This is a genomic window from Kutzneria sp. NPDC051319, assembly GCF_040682195.1.
In the GTDB taxonomy this organism is placed as follows: domain Bacteria; phylum Actinomycetota; class Actinomycetes; order Mycobacteriales; family Pseudonocardiaceae; genus Kutzneria.
In genome coordinates, this window is sequence record NZ_JBFBAM010000016.1 from 152,585 (window position 1) to 168,870 (window position 16,286).

15 protein-coding genes are annotated in these 16,286 nt (G+C 69.6%); 7 read left to right on the forward strand and 8 right to left on the reverse strand.

Features of this window, described 5'->3' with window-relative positions; genetic code table 11:
• Positions 1 to 18: 18 nt before the first annotated feature.
• Both AB0M73_RS19090 and AB0M73_RS19095 read right to left on the reverse strand, forming a co-directional pair.
• Complete coding sequence (locus AB0M73_RS19090) at positions 19 to 672, reverse strand: GntR family transcriptional regulator (protein WP_363892013.1); 654 nt, start codon at positions 670 to 672, stop codon at positions 19 to 21.
• Between the two features lie 72 nt (positions 673 to 744).
• Positions 745 to 1,008 carry a VOC family protein gene (locus AB0M73_RS19095; protein WP_363892015.1) on the reverse strand — a complete coding sequence of 88 codons (264 nt, stop codon included), beginning with the start codon at positions 1,006 to 1,008 and terminating at the stop codon, positions 745 to 747.
• A gap of 149 nt (positions 1,009 to 1,157) precedes the next feature.
• Here AB0M73_RS19095 and AB0M73_RS19100 point away from each other — a divergent pair, with 149 nt between their 5' ends.
• On the forward strand, positions 1,158 to 1,538 hold the full coding sequence (locus AB0M73_RS19100) for a hypothetical protein (RefSeq protein WP_363892017.1): 381 nt from the start codon (positions 1,158 to 1,160) through the stop codon (positions 1,536 to 1,538).
• Here AB0M73_RS19100 and AB0M73_RS19105 read toward each other — a convergent pair.
• The gene (locus tag AB0M73_RS19105) at positions 1,535 to 3,196 is read right to left on the reverse strand and encodes an acetolactate synthase large subunit (RefSeq protein ID WP_363892019.1); all 1,662 of its coding nucleotides are present in this window, start codon (positions 3,194 to 3,196) and stop codon (positions 1,535 to 1,537) included. The two genes, AB0M73_RS19100 and AB0M73_RS19105, sit on opposite strands and share 4 nt — an antisense overlap.
• Before the next feature lie 233 nt (positions 3,197 to 3,429).
• Between AB0M73_RS19105 and AB0M73_RS19110 the strand changes: the two genes are divergently transcribed.
• On the forward strand, positions 3,430 to 5,079 hold the full coding sequence (locus tag AB0M73_RS19110; RefSeq protein WP_363892021.1) for a DUF6119 family protein: 1,650 nt from the start codon (positions 3,430 to 3,432) through the stop codon (positions 5,077 to 5,079).
• Between the two features lie 11 nt (positions 5,080 to 5,090).
• Here AB0M73_RS19110 and AB0M73_RS19115 read toward each other — a convergent pair whose 3' ends face one another.
• From AB0M73_RS19115 to AB0M73_RS19125, 3 genes are read right to left on the reverse strand one after another with little or no spacing between them, the layout of a single operon-like run.
• A complete protein-coding gene (locus tag AB0M73_RS19115; protein ID WP_363892023.1) occupies positions 5,091 to 6,209 on the reverse strand; it encodes a glycosyltransferase family 2 protein in 1,119 nt (372 codons plus the stop codon).
• Between the two features lie 21 nt (positions 6,210 to 6,230).
• Positions 6,231 to 6,926, reverse strand: coding sequence for an SDR family oxidoreductase (locus tag AB0M73_RS19120; RefSeq protein WP_363892025.1), 696 nt, complete (start codon positions 6,924 to 6,926; stop codon positions 6,231 to 6,233).
• A 1-nt stretch (position 6,927) separates the two neighbouring features.
• On the reverse strand, positions 6,928 to 8,055 hold the full coding sequence (locus AB0M73_RS19125; RefSeq protein ID WP_363892027.1) for an NAD(P)/FAD-dependent oxidoreductase: 1,128 nt from the start codon (positions 8,053 to 8,055) through the stop codon (positions 6,928 to 6,930).
• Positions 8,056 to 8,129: 74 nt separating this feature from the next.
• On the opposite strand from AB0M73_RS19125, the gene AB0M73_RS19130 reads away from it, so the two are divergent.
• The 3 genes from AB0M73_RS19130 (at position 8,130) to AB0M73_RS19140 (ending at position 11,751) form a co-directional block, all read left to right on the forward strand.
• The gene (locus tag AB0M73_RS19130; protein ID WP_363892029.1) at positions 8,130 to 8,684 is read left to right on the forward strand and encodes a helix-turn-helix domain-containing protein; all 555 of its coding nucleotides are present in this window, start codon (positions 8,130 to 8,132) and stop codon (positions 8,682 to 8,684) included.
• A 47-nt stretch (positions 8,685 to 8,731) separates the two neighbouring features.
• A complete protein-coding gene (locus AB0M73_RS19135) occupies positions 8,732 to 10,507 on the forward strand; it encodes an HSP90 family protein (protein WP_363892031.1) in 1,776 nt (591 codons plus the stop codon).
• A 395-nt stretch (positions 10,508 to 10,902) separates the two neighbouring features.
• Entirely contained in the window at positions 10,903 to 11,751 is an 849-nt protein-coding gene (locus AB0M73_RS19140; RefSeq protein ID WP_363892033.1) for a geranyl diphosphate 2-C-methyltransferase, read from the forward strand.
• Positions 11,752 to 11,830: 79 nt separating this feature from the next.
• Here the strand turns inward: AB0M73_RS19140 and AB0M73_RS19145 are convergent, their stop codons facing one another.
• Positions 11,831 to 13,057 (reverse strand): family 2 encapsulin nanocompartment cargo protein terpene cyclase, encoded by a 1,227-nt coding sequence (locus AB0M73_RS19145; protein WP_363892035.1) that lies wholly within the window; start codon positions 13,055 to 13,057, stop codon positions 11,831 to 11,833.
• 119 nt (positions 13,058 to 13,176) lie between these two features.
• Positions 13,177 to 14,136 (reverse strand): winged helix-turn-helix domain-containing protein, encoded by a 960-nt coding sequence (locus AB0M73_RS19150; RefSeq protein WP_363892037.1) that lies wholly within the window; start codon positions 14,134 to 14,136, stop codon positions 13,177 to 13,179.
• 251 nt (positions 14,137 to 14,387) lie between these two features.
• Here AB0M73_RS19150 and AB0M73_RS19155 point away from each other — a divergent pair, with 251 nt between their 5' ends.
• Positions 14,388 to 15,779 carry a tachylectin-related carbohydrate-binding protein gene (locus AB0M73_RS19155; RefSeq protein WP_363892039.1) on the forward strand — a complete coding sequence of 464 codons (1,392 nt, stop codon included), beginning with the start codon at positions 14,388 to 14,390 and terminating at the stop codon, positions 15,777 to 15,779.
• A 13-nt stretch (positions 15,780 to 15,792) separates the two neighbouring features.
• Positions 15,793 to 16,286, forward strand: a 494-nt coding sequence (locus tag AB0M73_RS19160; protein ID WP_363892041.1) for a tachylectin-related carbohydrate-binding protein, incomplete at its 3' end; no start/stop codon positions are given.

Below are 16,286 nucleotides of genomic sequence, written 5' to 3' on the forward strand. Positions count from 1 at the left end.
CTGGAGCAATCGCCCGCATCAGGGTGCGAACAGTTCTGGATGTTTGACCAGCTCCACCCGCGTCCGACGAATGTGCAGCTCCAGAATGCGCTCGGCCGAGGTGTGGTCGCGGTCCCGCAGAGCCTGGATGAGCAGCCGGTGCTCGCCGTTGATGATCCAGCGCCTGCGCTGCCCGGCCAGCCGGGTGAACGCCCGCCGGTAGTGCTGGGTGGTGTCCCACAGCCGATTCACGATGGCCGCCAGGTCCCCGGCGTCGTGGTGCCGGTACACCGCCCAGTGCAGCCGGCGGTCGAGCACCAGGAACTCCTCGACGTCCTCGGTCGCCTCGATCCGCTCCTGCACCGCCGTCATCGCGTCGATGTCCTCATCGGACAGTCGCGGCGCGGACTCGGCCAGCAGCAACGGCTCCAGCCGTTCGCGGACCTTGTAGCTGAGCTCGCACTCGCGCCCGTCCATCGACGCCACCCAGGCGCCCTGGTTGGCCCGCAGCGTGACCAGGCCGCGCGACTCCAGGATGCGCAGCGCCTCCCGGACCGGCAGCCGGCTGGTGTTGAGCTCGTCGGCCAGCTCGTCCTGGATGATCCGGGCGCCGGGGGCCAACCGCCCGGCCAGGATCCACTCGCGCAGCTCGTCGGCGACGCGCTGGCTGGCCACGCCGGCGGGTACGGCCACGGCTGGGGATCCCTTCAGTCGAAGGCCTCCGGGTGGTGCTCGAAGGCCTTTCCGTTGGGATAGGACACTAGCTCACACCGCATCCCCCACGGCGACAGGAAGTACACCCACCGCTGGCCCTCGCTCGGCCCCTGCTGGTGGTCGGTTCGCCGAGCACGGTCGCAGCCGGCGCATCACGGTCCGGTCGTCGACGGCCATGTGCTCGCTCATCCAGCTGCCGTCGTCGCGGTACGGGCCGAGCCGGTACATGTACTCGCAGCCCAGCACGCCGACGAAGAACTCGTGGGCCTGGTCGAGGTCCGGCACGGTGACGCCGATGTGATCGACGCCGGTCACTCCCGGATGATCACTCCGACCTCTATTGGATCCAATCCCGCCGGCAGCGCTCGTGTCGACCTCGCATCGTGTAACGGCAAGTGGGGGCGATTGGATCCAGTGTAGGCGAGAATGCCCATTCATGAGGACCTGGCCGCCGGCGCGCCTGGGTGGAGCTGCGCGCCACCGGGCACGACTGGGACGAGGCCGACGGCGACCTGCTCGGGCACGCGCAGTGGATCCGATCCTTCGAGGAACACGTGCTGGAGCTGGCCGGCCAGGGGCTCGTGCACGGGCCGGCGCACTCCAGCATCGGGCAGGAGGGCGGCGCGGTCGGCTCGGTGGCGCCGCTGCGCAGCGACGACTACGTCAACGGCTCGCACCGCGGCCACCACCAGTTCCTGGCCAAGGCGTTCGGGCCGCCGCAGTCGGCCGTCCTCGCCGTCGGCGCGGGCAAGCCCGGACCCGCCGCCATCGACGGAGCCCTTGCGGCCCAGTGGATGGCGGCGCTGGTCACGGCCTTGGAGGAGCCGTTGCGGCTGGTGGTCTAGAGCGGGTCGGTGAGCGCGCCCAGGTGATCGGTGAGGTTGATGTTCTCCGCGTAGTCGACGGGCGCGACGATGATGGACACGCCGTCGTCGTCGAGGGCCTTGCGCAGCGTGGGCAGCAGGTCGTCGGCCTGGGTGATGTGGTAGCCGGTGGCGCCGAAGCTGGCCGCGTACTGGGTGATCTCCGGGTTGGTGAACCGCACGTTGGACACCGTGCCGGTCTCCAGCCGCATCTTCCACTCGATCAGGCCGTACCCGCTGTCCTCCCACACCAGCACGGTCAGCGGGATGCGCTCCCGCACGGCGGTCTCGATCTCCTGCGAGTGCATGAGGAACGAGCCGTCGCCGGTCACCGCCAGCACCCGCCGGTCGGGACGGGCCAGGCTCACGCCCAGCGCGCCCGGCAGCGAGAAACCCATGGTGGACAGGCCGTTGGAGACCAGGCAGGTGTTGGCGGCGTAGGTCGGGTACAGCCGGGCCATCCACATCTTCACCGCGCCGGTGTCGACCAGCACGATGTCGTCACGGCCGAGCGCGGCCCGGGTGTCGGCCACGATCCGTTGCGGCGACAGGGGAAACCGGTCGTCCTGCTGTCCGCGGAACAGCTCGTCCGCCACCAGCTCGCGGATCTTGGCCGCCCCCGTGTGCGGCGGACGGGCCGGAACGGCCTCGCGCAGGGCGTCGAGGGAGCCGCTGATGTCGCCCTCGATGCCCACCGCCACCGAGTAGTGGGCGTCCACCTCGGCCGGGAACCGGTGGATGTGGATGATCTGCTTGTCGCCGTCCGGGTTGATCTTGACCGGGTCGAACTCCTGGAGCTCGTAGCCGACGGCCACGATCACGTCGGCCTGGTCGAAGCCGAAGTTGGCGTAGTCGCGGCGCATGAAACCGATGGCGCCCATGGAGTTCGGGTGGTCGTCGGCCAGCACCCCCTTGCCGTGGAACGTCGTCGCGACGGCCACGCCCGTGTGCTCCGCGAACCGGGCCAGCGCCGCGCCGGCGTGGTTGCGCGCCGCGCCGTGGCCGGCCAGCAGCACCGGATTCCGCGCCTCGCGCAGGATCGCCGCCGCCCGCTCCACCTGGCTCGCCGACGGAGCCTCCGGGTACACCACGTTGCGCGGCAACGGCTTCAGCCCCGCCGGCGCCGTCTCGATCTCCACGTCCTCCGGCACCGCCAGGTACACCGCCCCCGGCCGCTCGCTCTGCGCCGTCTTGAACGCCCGCCGCAGCATTTCCGGCACCGCCCCCGCCGACGGCACGCTGCCCGAGAACTGCGTGATCGGCGCGAACAGGCTCACCAGATCCACGAACTGGTGCGACTCCTTGTACTCGCGGTACTGCCCCACCTGCGCCGACAGCGCCACCAGCGGCGTCGAGTTCGTCGTTGCGTCGGCCACGCCCAGCTGCAGGTTGATCGCCCCCGGGCCCAGCGTCGCCGACACCACCCCGGCCTTGCCCGTCACGCGGCCGTACATCTCCGCCATGAACGACGCCGCCTGCTCGTGCCTCGTCAGCACGTACCGGATCGGCGAGGCGTCCAGCGCGTTGGTCAGCCGCATGTTCTCCTCGCCCGGTATGCCGAACACCACCTCGACGCCCTCGGCCAGCAGGCACTCCACGATCAGATCGGCGGCCGTCCGGCCGTCACGCTCTTCGGACATACCCCAGGCTTACCACTGCGCCCGGCCGAGAACCCGCCGGTGAGCCTCCTTTCACACTTCGGTAAGCCTCGGGGCGGGCCTCCGACGCCCGGTGCCGGGTCTTACCCGGGTCCGGACGGCCGCGCAGCAATGGCGATCGCCGGCATTCCGAACCGGACGTCAGAATGGACAATAAGCCGGCATTCGGTGGAATTTCGTTGATGGCAACGTATGCTTCTCCGAATCGTGCGCCGGTGTTGACGGCACACTCGACACGGCATCTTTGCCCCGGGTCTGGTGGTAGGTGGGTTGTGAGAGTCACGCTGTACCTCCTTCGTGAGGACGCGAAACTGGTCAAGGAGATCCTGCGCAAACATGAGCAGTACCAGGCTCGTGCTCTGCGTGAGCCGAATGATCCCGAGGCGGCGTGGCGTCTCTACGTGCGGACCGGTGTCGACGTCGAGGCCGTCTGGTTCAAACAAGTGAGCCTGTTGTTGGCCGATGGGCAGAATGACCGCGTGTTGACGAAAACGGCCGGCGCGGTGCTGTTGATCAGTGCCCACGGCCGGATCTTTGCGGTCACTTTCGGGACTGGGTTTCACGCGCTGAGCCGGTCGATCATCGAGCCCGATTTCGGGCTGCGTGTCACGGCCAACTGCGTCGGCGCGGACGGGCTGACGATGGCGGACGCCCGTGGTCTCGGCAAGGGGAAACGCAATGCCTCCAGCCGCCTGCCGTTGCCAGGGGAGGTGTTCGCGCTCGGGCTGCTCACCGACGAGGAGTGGATCCGAAAGTTCGGCGGCGAGGTGAGCGTGACGGGCTTCGCCAAGACCGCCAGCGGCGCGGACGCCCTGCAGCTGAACATCGAGGACTTCACACTCTTCGCCCTACCAGCCAAGCTGAAGCAGGTGCTCGACCTCTACCGGTCCGATGACTACCAGGCGATCTTCCCGTTCCTCGACTACTTCCGGCGGGTGGCGGACAAGGAGATGATCACGGCGTTGGACGCGGAGATCGCCTCGGCCATGAAAAAACGTGATCCGGAGATCGGATTCGCCTCGCCGGATGATTTCGACCTCCATTCCGATGAGTACCTGCTGGCCGCGCGCCGCAAGAGCACCAGGCTTGTCGAGTTGCGAACCGACGATGTCTACCGCGCCGTCGACGACCTGAACGCATGGGACGACCCGCTCCTGAAGGTCAAGATCGCGTCGTACGACCTGGCCGGCAATGTGATCCGCGAACGAGAGCCGCTGCGTTCTTACGTCGTCGGCTCGGCCACGATGCCCGGCGCTGAGGGGGTCCGGCACTACGCCGTCACGGCCGGCGCATGGTTCCGGGTCCATCCGGAGTACGTCGAGATCGTCGACCGCTATCTCCGTGACGAGGTCGACGATCTCACGGCCTCCTTGCGGTTGCCGGCTTGGGATGACGACTACCTGACGGCGAACGTCGAGGGTAATTATGGCGAGGAGCGGTACAACCGGCACGTCAGCCGAGAACAGGGTCACGTGTTGCTCGACCGCGATCTCTATCGTGGCAACGCGGGCGAGAAGGTCGAGATCTGTGATTTGCTCACGCCGGACAAGAAGCTGATCTGCGTCAAGCGGATGGACGGGTCGGACAAGTTGAGCCACCTCTTTCAGCAGGGTTCGGTGTCGGCCCAGCTGATCATGGCGAACGACGACTACCGGGCCAAGCTGATGGCTGCCTACCGGCAGATCGTGCCGGGCGGCGAGTTCGGCAGTCCGAGCGAGTGGACGGTGGTGTACGCGCTGGCCACCGGCAAACCCGGGGACCTGAAGAGGATCATGTACTTCTTCGCCCGAGCGGCGCTCAAGACGCACGGGACCGCGATCAAGGGCACGGGCATCAAGGTGGCCCTGGCGAAGATCGACCGCTGACCGGCCGATCCTTAGCGGATGTCGCGGCCCTTCCACAGGTCGCCGCCGCGCAGCGACCGCCAGGCGGCGTCGAGCAGTAGGGCGCCGAAGGTGGCGTTGGCGGCGGGGGCGAACACCGAGGTGGCGGCGGACATGTGGCACGCCCGCATGTACGACCGGTGGGCGGCGGACTGGGCGGCCCAGGCGACGAGGCCGGCGAGGCGGGTGAAACCCTGGCCACGCAACGACATTAGCACGGGGGCGAGGCCGTAGCCGATGTGCGCGAGGCCGGCGAGGCCCAGGACAGCGGCGCCGACGGCGGGGCCGCCGAGCATGGCGCCGCCGGCGACGGTGCTCTTGCGCTGGGAGCGCCAGACGTCGGCGAAGGAGTCGAGGCCGGACGAGGTGAGGGAGTCCATGCCGTCGACGAGCCGGGTGCGGCCGCCGGCGTCGCGCACGGCGGTGGCGAAGGCGACGTCGTCGGCCCGCTCGCTGGAGAGCGCTCTCCAGCCCCCGGCCTTGTCGTACGCGGTCCGCCGCACCAGGATGCAGTGCCCGATGCCGACGGCCTTTCCCCGGCTGCCGTCGGGGCTGGCGCCCTCGAACAGCAGCACGTTGGTCGGGGCCAACAGCAGCCACCAGCTGCTGTTGGCGAGGGTGGGCCGGCCGGGGGTGGTGATCAGGTCGGCGTCGTCGCGGGCGGCGGCGGCCAGCAGCTTGCCGACGAGGTCGGGGGCGGATTCCGTGTCGGAGTCGACGAAGAGCAGCCAGTCGCCGCTGGTCTCGGCCACGCCCTGGAACATCGCGTGCACTTTGCCGGCCCAGCCGGCCGGCGGCCCGTCGGTGCGGATCAGGCTCACCCGCGGATCGGCGTCCACGTGCTCCCGGACGATCTCCACGGTCCGGTCGGTCGAGGCGTCGTCGACCACCACGATCTCCAGGTCGGCGTGCCGCTGCGTGCGAAGCGACGCCAGACAGCCGTCGATGGTCTTTTCTTCGTCCCGCACCGGGATGACCACACTGACCTTGCCGCCGTCGACTGCCATGTCCGGCAGCGGCTCGACCGTCCGCCAGGTCGCGATCGTGCGCGCGGCACGGACCGCGGACACCGCGGCCAAGGCCGCCGAACCGAGAATCGCCCCCTTGCCCATGCCCCCAGGCTGCCACAGCCCTCAGAGTTGGGTGAGGCCGCCGTCCACCGCGATCTCCGCGCCCGTCATGTACGTCGATCCGGCGCCGGCCAGGAACAGCGCCGGCGCGGCGGCCTCGGCGGGATCGGCCACCCGCCCCATCGGCACGGTCGACGCGGCCCATTCGTGCAGCAGGGGATGGTCGGTCATGGGCGTGGCGACCGCCCCGTAGCTGATGGTGTTGACGCGGATGCGGCGGCGCAGGAACTCCGGCTGCGCGGCGAAACCCCGGCCGAGCGTCCGGACCCCGGCCTTGGCCGCGCTGTAGAGGGGATCGCTGTTGAAGCCGCGGTGGAAGCCGACCGACGACGTGAGGATCACCGACGCGCCGTCGGCCAGCAGGTCGAAGCATTCGGTGACGGTGAAGAACACGCTCTTCAGGTTCACGTCGATGACGGCGTCGAAGGATTTCTCGTTGGTGTCGAACACTTCCGGCGCGTTCGACGCACCCGCGTTGCAGAACAGCACATCGATCGTGCGGCCGCTCAGTCCGGCGGCCAGTGCGGCCGCGCCATGGGAGAGGTCGGCGACGACGTAGGCGAAACCGGTGCGGCGCAAGCGTTCCTCGTCGCGGCCGACGACCACGACCGTGGCGCCCTCCGTGGCGAACAGCCGCGCTGTGGCCAGCCCGATGCCGCTGGAGCCGCCGGTGATCACCGCTGTCTTCCCGGCGAGCATGTCAGCGACCTCCCGTCTGGGCGAGGTCCAGCAGGGCCTGCGGGCCGTCGGGGTTCAGCACGAGGTTCTCGTACGCCGTCGTGGCGCCGATCATCGGTTCCATCCGCGCCAGCATGGACTTCTCATACGCGGCAACGGCGGCGTCCACATCGGGGTGCTCGGAGAGCGCTCCATCGAGCTCCAACGCGTCCAGCAGCCCCATGTTGACGCCCTGCCCGGAGTACGGCGGCATCACGTGGGCGGCGTCGCCGACCAACGTGACGCCGGAGTGCTCACGCCAGGTCTGCCGGGCCGGCATGACGTAGAGCGGCCACCAGACGAACGGCGCCTCGACCTCGTCGAGGACTCCTCGCATCCGCGGCGACCAGTCGGCCAGTTCCCGGTCCAGTTCGGCCCGGATGAACGCGGGATCGTGCAGCACGGTGCCGACCGCCCGGCGCGGGTCCTCGGCCCGGCGCTGGGTGTAGTACACCTGGATCGAGCCATCCCCGTTGCGCTGCAACAGAAACGCCTGATCGGCGGCGAAGGCCAGGCCGGCGCCCTCGCCGACCAGCGAAGCGGCGTACGAGTCGGGCCTCGGCTCGGCGATCACGCCGGCGATCAACGTGACGCCGGTGTAGGCCGGGACCACGTCGGTGACCAGCCGGCGGGTCCGCGAGTTGATGCCGTCCGCGCCGATCACCAGGTCGGCGTCGACGTGCTCGCCGTCGGAGAGCGCTATCCGCCAGCGATCCCCGATCCGTGACACGTCAGCGACCTCGCAACCCCACCGCACGGTGCCGGCGGGCAACGAGTCCAGCAGCATGGATCGCAGTTCGAGCCGGTCGATCTCCGGCCGCGCCTCGTCGTCGTCCTCGGCGTCGGTCGCCAGCAGCAACGTGCCGTGCCGGTCGAAGTAGTTGGTGTGCTGACCCTGCGGCCGCGCATAGCGCTCGAACTGCTCGGCCAGCCCGCACGCGGTGATCGTTCGGAGACCGCTCTCCGTGCCCAGATCCAGCGATCCGCCCTGGGTGCGGGCGTGCCGGTCGGCGTCCCGCTCGTAGACGGCGCAGTCGATACCCCTCAGGTGCAGCAGCCGCGCGGCGGCCAGGCCGGCCGGGCCGGCGCCGAGGATGGCGATGTCGCTCATGATGTCCTCCTTAGGTGACTCGCTATAAAACGTAAGTGACTTACCTTAGTGAGTCAAGAGATATGATGTCGGTCATGGAGTCGCTGCGCGAACGCAAGAAGGCGATCACCCGGCGCGCCATCCGGGAGGCCGCCGAGCGGCTGTTCGCCGAGCGCGGCTACGACGAGGTCACCGTCGCCGAGATCGCCGACGCGGCCAACGTCTCGGTCAAGACGCTGTTCGTCTACTACCGGTCCAAGGAGGACCTGGTCTTCGCGGACACCGAGCTGCTGGACCGCCTGGTCGCCGGCCTCGCCGCCCGGGCCGAGGGCGTCTCGCCCGCCCGGGCCGTCGCCGACGTGCTGGCCGAGGCCGCGGCCGAGACCGGGGGAGGCCTGGAGAGCTATCACCGCGCCTACGGCGAGTCGCCGGCGCTGCGCTCCGGCCTGCTGCGGATGTGGGCGGAGTTCGAGGACCGGATCGTCGAGCAGCTCGCGGCCGAGGGCGGCGGCCCGGCGACCCCGGCCATGCGGCTGCGGGCGATCCAGCTCGTCGGCATCGTCCGCACGACGACGTCGCCGGAACTGCGCGACAACCCGGGCGGGCTCGCCGACTGGCTGGCACAGGCGCCGGGTCTCGTCGAAGGTTAGGGGTTTCACCGATGTTAGGGGGTGGCCCGCCACCCCAGAATCGCCGCGTGCGTTCCCCGTACCCCACCATGCCCGGAACCTTCCAGGTCGACCTGCGCGGCCTGGTCGACCTGCTGTCCCGGCACCTCTACCGCAGCCCGGACGTCTACGTCCGCGAGCTGCTCCAGAACGCGACGGACGCGGTCGCCGCCCGGCGGCGGTTCGAGCCGGGAGTCACCGGCGCCGTCGAGATCGAGGTGGTGGAGCCGGCCGGCGGGCCGCCGGAGGTGATCGTCACCGACAACGGCATCGGCCTGACCGGCACCGAACTGGTGGAGCTGCTGGCCACCATCGGCCGCAGCTCCAAGCGGGGCGACCTGTCGTCCCACCGGGACTACATCGGCCAGTTCGGCATCGGCCTGCTGGCCTGCTTCCTGGTCGCCGACGAGATCACCGTGGTGACGCGGTCGGCCAAGGACCCCGACGCCCGGGCGCTGCGCTGGCAGGGGCGGGCCGACGGCTCGTACGACATCACGCCCGTGGAGAGCGCTCTCCCAACGGGAGGAACGCGGGTTCATATCCGCGCCCGGCCGGGCTCCGAACACCGCCTCACCCGCGGCCACGTGCTGCGGCTGACCCATCGCTACGGAGGCCTGCTGCCGCTGCCGATCCGGCTCGGCTCGACCGTCGTCAACGACGAGCCGCCGCCGTGGGAACTGCCGGCGCTGACCATGGACCAGCAGCGGGAGAACGCTCTCTCGTACGCCCGTCGAGTGCTGGATCTCGATCCCCTGGACGCGATCCCGCTGCACGCCGACGGCGTCCGCGGTCTCGCCTTCGTGCTGCCCTACGAGCCGAGTCCCGCCGCGCGTCAGGACCACCGCGTCTACCTGCGGCGGATGCTCCTGTCCGACTCGGCCGACCGCCTGCTGCCGGACTGGGCGTTCTTCGTCCGCTGCGTGATCGACGCCGACAACCTGCGCCCCAACGCCGCGCGGGACGGGTTCGCCGAGGACGCCCGCCTGGACGAGATCCGCGAGCAGCTGGGCCGGTGCATTCGGGACCACCTCACCGACCTGGCCCGGATGTGGCCGTCGCGGCTGGCCGGCATCGTCGCCATGCACCACGCCGGCATCTCGGCCCTGGCCGTGCACGACGAGCAGTGCCTGCTGCTGTTCGCGGACTGGCTGCCGGTCGACACCTCGCTGGGGCGGATGACGCTGGGGGAGCACGCCCGCCGGTTCGGGGAGCTGCGTTTCGTGCGCCGCTGCGACGATTTCCGCCAGGTGGCGCCGATCGCCGCCGCCCAGGGCCGCTGCGTGGTCAACGGCGGCCCGGCCAACGTCTCGGCATTGCTGGACCGGTTGGCCGCGCTGCGGCCGGAGCGGAAGATCGCGGAGCTGGACCCGACCGAGGTCGTCGACTCGTTCGCCGACCTGACCGACGGCGAGCGGGCCGAGGTGGCCGACCTGGTCCGGCTGGCGGAGAGCGTTCTCCGGCAGCACGACGTCGGCGTGCAGGTGCGGGCGTTCGCGCCGACCCAGATGCACGCCACGTTCGTCGCCGGCGACGACTGCCGGGGTCGCCGGCGGTTCCTGGGCCCGGCTTCCACAGTGGACGGTCCGGTGGCCGCCGGCCCGCCCTCCCAGCTGTGCCTGAACTTCGCCAACGCGGCCGTGCGGGAGCTCGCCCGGCAGGCGCGGCAGGGTCTGATCATGCGGGTCCGGCGCGCGGTGGAGTTGTTGTACGTGCAAGCGTTGCTGCTGGGCCATCATCCGCTGCACGACCGGGAGCTCACCCTGCTCGACGACGTCGTGCTCGGCTTCGTCGAGGATCGGGACTGACGCCGTTGGTCGGATGATCGGAGATTCCTGCCGCGCCCCTTGCTCCATTGGTGCGACAGAGCAATTTCCGTTGCCCGGCAACACACTGATCGGACCAGTCCTCGATGGACGTGGGTTTTCCCTTTCGGGGCAAGGGCCATGGCAGCCGGCACGTCTGGGTTACGCGCCATCACCCGCACGGAGCAACGGGTTCTACCCAGCGCGTGCCCGCTCCGGAACGGCGGCACACCACCCTGTTGAGGACTGTGGGGGCCCGGAAACCCGGTGCTAGCCTCGGCTGGGCCGGCCGGCCACCGCACTGCCCCGCAGACGTCGACCACAGACCCGACGCCGGGATGTCCCCTCCTGCCACCGATTCATCGATGGCGCACGTCCGCACGGTTGAAGGAGCTCGCATGACGACAATCCACCGCGCACGCCCGGTTCTCCGCAGCGACTACCAGCGTTCCGTCGCTGACTACTGGAACAACGAGAAGGACCCGGTCAACCTGCGGCTCGGTGACGTCGACGGCCTCTACCACCACCACTACGGGCTCGGGGCCTACGACCCGGCCGTGCTCGACGGGCCCGACGAGGCCGTGATCGCGGAGATGCACCGACTAGAGACCGCGCAGGCCACCGTGCTGCTCGACCACCTCGGCGACGTCGGCCCGGACGACGCGGTGCTGGACGCCGGCTGCGGGCGCGGCGGCAGCAGCATCATGGCCAACCAGCGCTTCGGCTGCTACGCCGACGGGGTGACGATCTCCGAGACCCAGATGGAGTTCGCCAACGAGCAGACCCGCCGCCGCGGCGTCTCCGACAAGGTGCGCTACCACTTCCGCAACATGCTCGACACCGGCTTCCCCGACGCCAGCCGCAAGGCCATCTGGAACAACGAGAGCACCATGTACGTCGACCTGCACCAGCTGTTCGCGGAACACTCGCGGCAGCTGGAGATCGGCGGCCGCTACGTGACGATCACCGGATGCTACAACGACGTGACCGGCGGGCGCTCCAAGGCCGTCAGCCAGATCGACCAGCACTACACGTGCAACATCCACCCGCGCAGCGAGTACTTCAAGGCCATGGCGGCCAACAAGCTCGTGCCGATTTCCGTCATCGACCTGACCGCGGACACCATTCCGTACTGGGAGCTGCGCGAGCGGTCCTCGGTGGCCACCGGCGTCGAGGCCCCGTTCCTGAAGGCGTACCGGGAGGGCAGCTTCCACTACCTGCTGATCGCCGCGGACCGCATCGCCTGACCCGAAAGGGAATCGAGGCCCGTGCCCTGGGGGGCACGGGCCTCGTCCGTCCTACTGAGACACTCCTACTGAGACATTCCTACGGGGACTCTTCGCTGTGGTAGCGCCGGCTGGTGGCGTGCCACTCACGGCTGCCGCCGCACCAGGCCCACGTGTCGGCCAGGAACCGTTGCAGCATCGGGGTTCCCTCCAGGTACAGGGCAGCCGACTCGGTCACGAAGCCGTGCATCAGCTCGTTGTGGATCTCGACCGTGCGCTTGACCGCCTGCTGCCGGGACAGGCCTTCCTCCTCCATCAGCGCGATCGGCAGGCTGATGTCGTCGTCGGCTTCCTTGTCCATCGAATGCAGGTCGTTGAGCAGCACCGAGGCCATGCCGGCCATGCAGAACGCGCGGCGCAGGCGCGGGTGGTAGAACTCCTGCGCGGGCAGCTCGTAGCCGGCGACCGCGTCGACCAGGATCATCGGCGGCAGATAGCTGTTGTGGTAGCGGTGCATGTAGTACTCCCACACCGCGGGCCGCCGCCCCGTGTGCCGCCAGCTGGCGTTCTGGTCCAGCGCCTGGAACAGGATGGCCATCTGGTGCTGGAAACGGGCCATCTGCGCGACCGACGTGTACTGGGACAGGTGCTCCATGCCGGTACGGAAGGCCAGCGCGATCGGCTCCTCCTTGATGAAGCGCTCCAGCTCGTGCCGGTAGCGCCGCGGCATCGACACCGGGTCGACCACGCCGTACAGGACGCCGAAACGGGCCGCGGCCATGGCCGGATCCGCGCCCATCTCCTCCTCGTCCAGGTAGTAGTCGTCCGAGGCCCACTCCGCGACCACCACTTTGGCCGCCGCCAGCAACCGATCCGGGTCGTCGGTGCCGGGATGGGTGAGCATGATCAGCCGGCCGAAGCCGCAGGAGCGCAGGTGGTCCAGCCGGCCCTCGTAGATGCCGACCTCCCCGGCCCACTCCACCATGCGCTCGTTGACCTCCTCGCCGAGCGCCGGGTTGTCGCGCACCGGTCCGGGGCAGAACAGCTCCGGCACCTCGTCGGAGTCGTCGTCCACGGCCGGCTCGGGCGGCAGCGGCGCCGGCTCACGCGGCCGGTCCGCCAGCAGCAGCGGCAGCCGCGCCGCCGACATGCCCAGCGTGGACGGTTGTTCGGTGGGGAAAACCAGGCTCAGTGGCGGCGCTTCCGTCCGGTCGGCGGTGAGCAGCGTCGCCAGCTCCCCGGACGGCGCGGATCGCATGTCGGCCAACACCGCCGCAGCCAGCTCGGCCGGGTCTCCGGACACACTCGGGGCAAGAAGCCGAGACATCAGGGACATGCTGCCAGTAAGCCACAACCCGTGCCCGCACACGGGGAAGTCCACTCGGACGTGCTACGGGTGCGAGGCGTGAATACCGCCAGAAGTGCGGTGCTCCAAGGAAATTCCCGTCACCCGCCGTCAAGGAGCGCGGCGCCGAGCGGCGTCAGGGCGTGCAGCACGGAGTTCGCGTACCGCTGACTGGTCACGAGTCCGGCGTCGCGCAACACGGTCATGTGCTCGCTGGCGGTGGCCGCGGAGACCAGCAGGCGTCGGGCGATCTCGCCGGTAGTGCTGGGTGCGCTCACCGCGTGCAGCACGCCGGCCCGGGTGCGGCCCAGCAGCGCCACCACTCGCCCGGGCGCGGCCGGCCGGCTCACCTCCGGCTGCCGTGCCGGATAGACCAGCACCGGCGGCAGGCTCGGATCGACCAGCGCCAGCGGCGTGCGCCGGCAGAAGTAGGACGGCACCAGCAGCACACCGCGGCCATCCAGGTGCAGGTCCCGGTCCACCGGGTAGGGCGCGACGAGCGCGTCGCCGTCCCAACGCATGAACGGTTGGAAGCCGGCCAGCATCGCCTCGGTGCCGCCGTCCAGCACGGTGCGGGCCCGCAGCCCGCGGTCGGCCTCCACCTGCCGGCCGACCTCGGTCCACCGGGGTGCGATGGCCATGCGGTGATACTGGCGCAGGGTGTCGCCGAGCATATCCAGTTCGCCGTCACGGCCATCGGCGATGTCGATTGCCCACGGGGGCAGAGTGGCCAATTTCGTGAGCGCTTCCAGATCGGCGCGACGTCGTTTGCGTGGCGTGCCGAGCACCGTTTCGATGCCGTCGTCGACATCGGTCGAATCGGGCGTCATGAAATCGGGGAAATAACCGAGCGGTGGCACCAGCCGGGCCAATGGCCGGGGCAGTCGCCCGGTCGCCCGCAGCGCCTGTCTGGTCGCCGCCTGCCAGTCGGCCAGGTCGCTGTCCACGTGCCGGCTGCGCAGTTGATGCAGGCTGAGCACCAGTTCCCACATCGCCAGCGGCCCCGCCGCCACTCTGGTCCGCGCCAGGTCCGCGCCGGTGAAGAACACACGCAGCGTCAATTCAGCCCCCTATGACGGCCACGGCGATCGCTCCCCAGCATCGGGCCGCGGTTCAGCTCCCCAAAACCTCGAAAAGGATAGAACAACATCGCTCGGAGGGGGAAGCGCTGACTCGTGACTGCTCTCACGGCGGTTCCGGGACCGCCGCACCTGCCGGTTTCGGCACCGGCCGAAATCGTGTGCGTCGCGGGCCGGTCACTGCCGAGGCTATGGCCACCGCAGTACGACGAGGGCGGCGTGGGAGAGGAAGTATGAGCGGATCCAGACGACTGTCGAGATGGGTGCGGGCGGCCGCGGTGGCCGTGGCCGTCGCCCTCGGCGCGACCGGTGTCGCCGCGCTGCCGGCCCAGGCGGCGACCACCACCGACGTGGTCAACCTGGCGCTGGCCAACGTGGGCGGCATGGCCTGTGGCACCAACAGCCGTGGCGGCCATGGCTTCTACGGCAGCTGCACCGGCAACGGCGGCCAGCCCGAGTACTGGTGCGCCGACTTCGTGAAGTGGTTGTGGGCCAACAGCGGCGTCACCGACCTCAACGGCCTGACCGCCGCCGCCCGCAGCTTCTACGTGTACGGCGCGAACCGCGGCATCCTGTCCGGCACGCCGACGGTCGGCGCGGCGGTGGTGTTCTCCAACAACCGTGGGGACACCAGCGCCGGCGGTGGCGGCATCCACCACGTCGCCGTGGTCAGCAAGGTCAACGGCGACGGCACCATCGAGACGATCAGCGGTGACTGGGGCGGTCAGTCCGGCACCGAGGCACACTTCGCCAGCACCTCGCACGTCATCCACAACACGCCGGCGTTCGCCGGCGGCGTCGGCTCGTACTCGTCGACGATGAAGATGTACGTGGAGGGCTACATCCCGCCGCCCGGCGTCGGCACCGGCTCCACCCGCTCCGCCTTCTCCGAGGGCCGCGGCATCCTGTACTACCCGCAGGGCGACGGTCGTCTGCTGTGGTACGACCACAACGGTTATCTGAGTGGCACTCAGGATTGGGCCGGTAACTCCGGTGCTCAGGTGAGCCAGGGTTGGAACGAGTACAGCACGGTCTTCTCCGGCGGCAACGGGGTGGTGTACGGGATCAGCTCGAACGGTGATCTCCACTGGTACAAGAACACCGGCTACCTGTCCGGCACGACCGACTGGGCGGCCAACTCCGGCACGGTGGTCAGCCACGGCTGGAACGAGTTCCGCGAGGTGTTCTCCGAGGGCGACGGCATCCTGTACGGCATCACCCAGGACGGTCGGATGATCTGGTACCACCACACCGGCTACCTGACCGGAACCGCTGACTGGACAAGCAACTCCGGCGCCCAGGTGAGCCAGGGCTGGGACGAGTTCAGCCATGTCGTCGGCGGCAGCGACGGCATCATCTACGGCGTCGACGCCGACGGCCACCTGCTCTGGTACGACCACACCGGCTACAAGTCCGGCACGCCCGACTGGACCGCGAACTCGGCGACGCAGGTCAGCCAGGGCTGGGACGCGTTCGCGCACATCTTCTCCGGCGGCAACGGAATTCTCTACGCGGTCAGCCAGAACGGCGACCTGCACTGGTACGACCACACCGGCTACCACGCCGGCGCCCCCGCCTGGACCGGCAACTCCAGCGCCTTGGTCAGCCACGGCTGGAACAACTGACGAGGAAACGATCATGACTACCAATGCCTTGACCAGACGTGGCCTCACCACGGCCGGCGCCTTCCTGCTGGCCGCCCTCATCACCGTGCTGTCGATCGTTGCCAGTGGCCGGGCCTTCGCGTCCGGCGGCGCGGAACGCACCAACATGATCGCGGCCGGCGACGGCGTGCTCTACAGCGTGCAGTCCGACGGTGATCTGGCGTGGTACAAGCACACCGGCGCGGCCAACGGCGCGGTGACCTGGGCCGCGGGCTCCGGCGCAGTGGTCAGCCACGGCTGGGACCAGTTCAGCCAGATCGTCTCCGGCGGCAACGGCGTGCTGTACGCCATCAGCCCCAACGGTGATCTGCACTGGTACGACCACACCGGCTTCGCCAACGGCGCCGTGACATGGGCGGCCAACTCCGGCGTTGTGGTCAGCCACGGCTGGGACCAGTTCAGCCAGATCGTCTCCGGCGGCAACGGCGTGCTGTACGCCATCAGCCCCAACGGTGATCTGCACTGGTA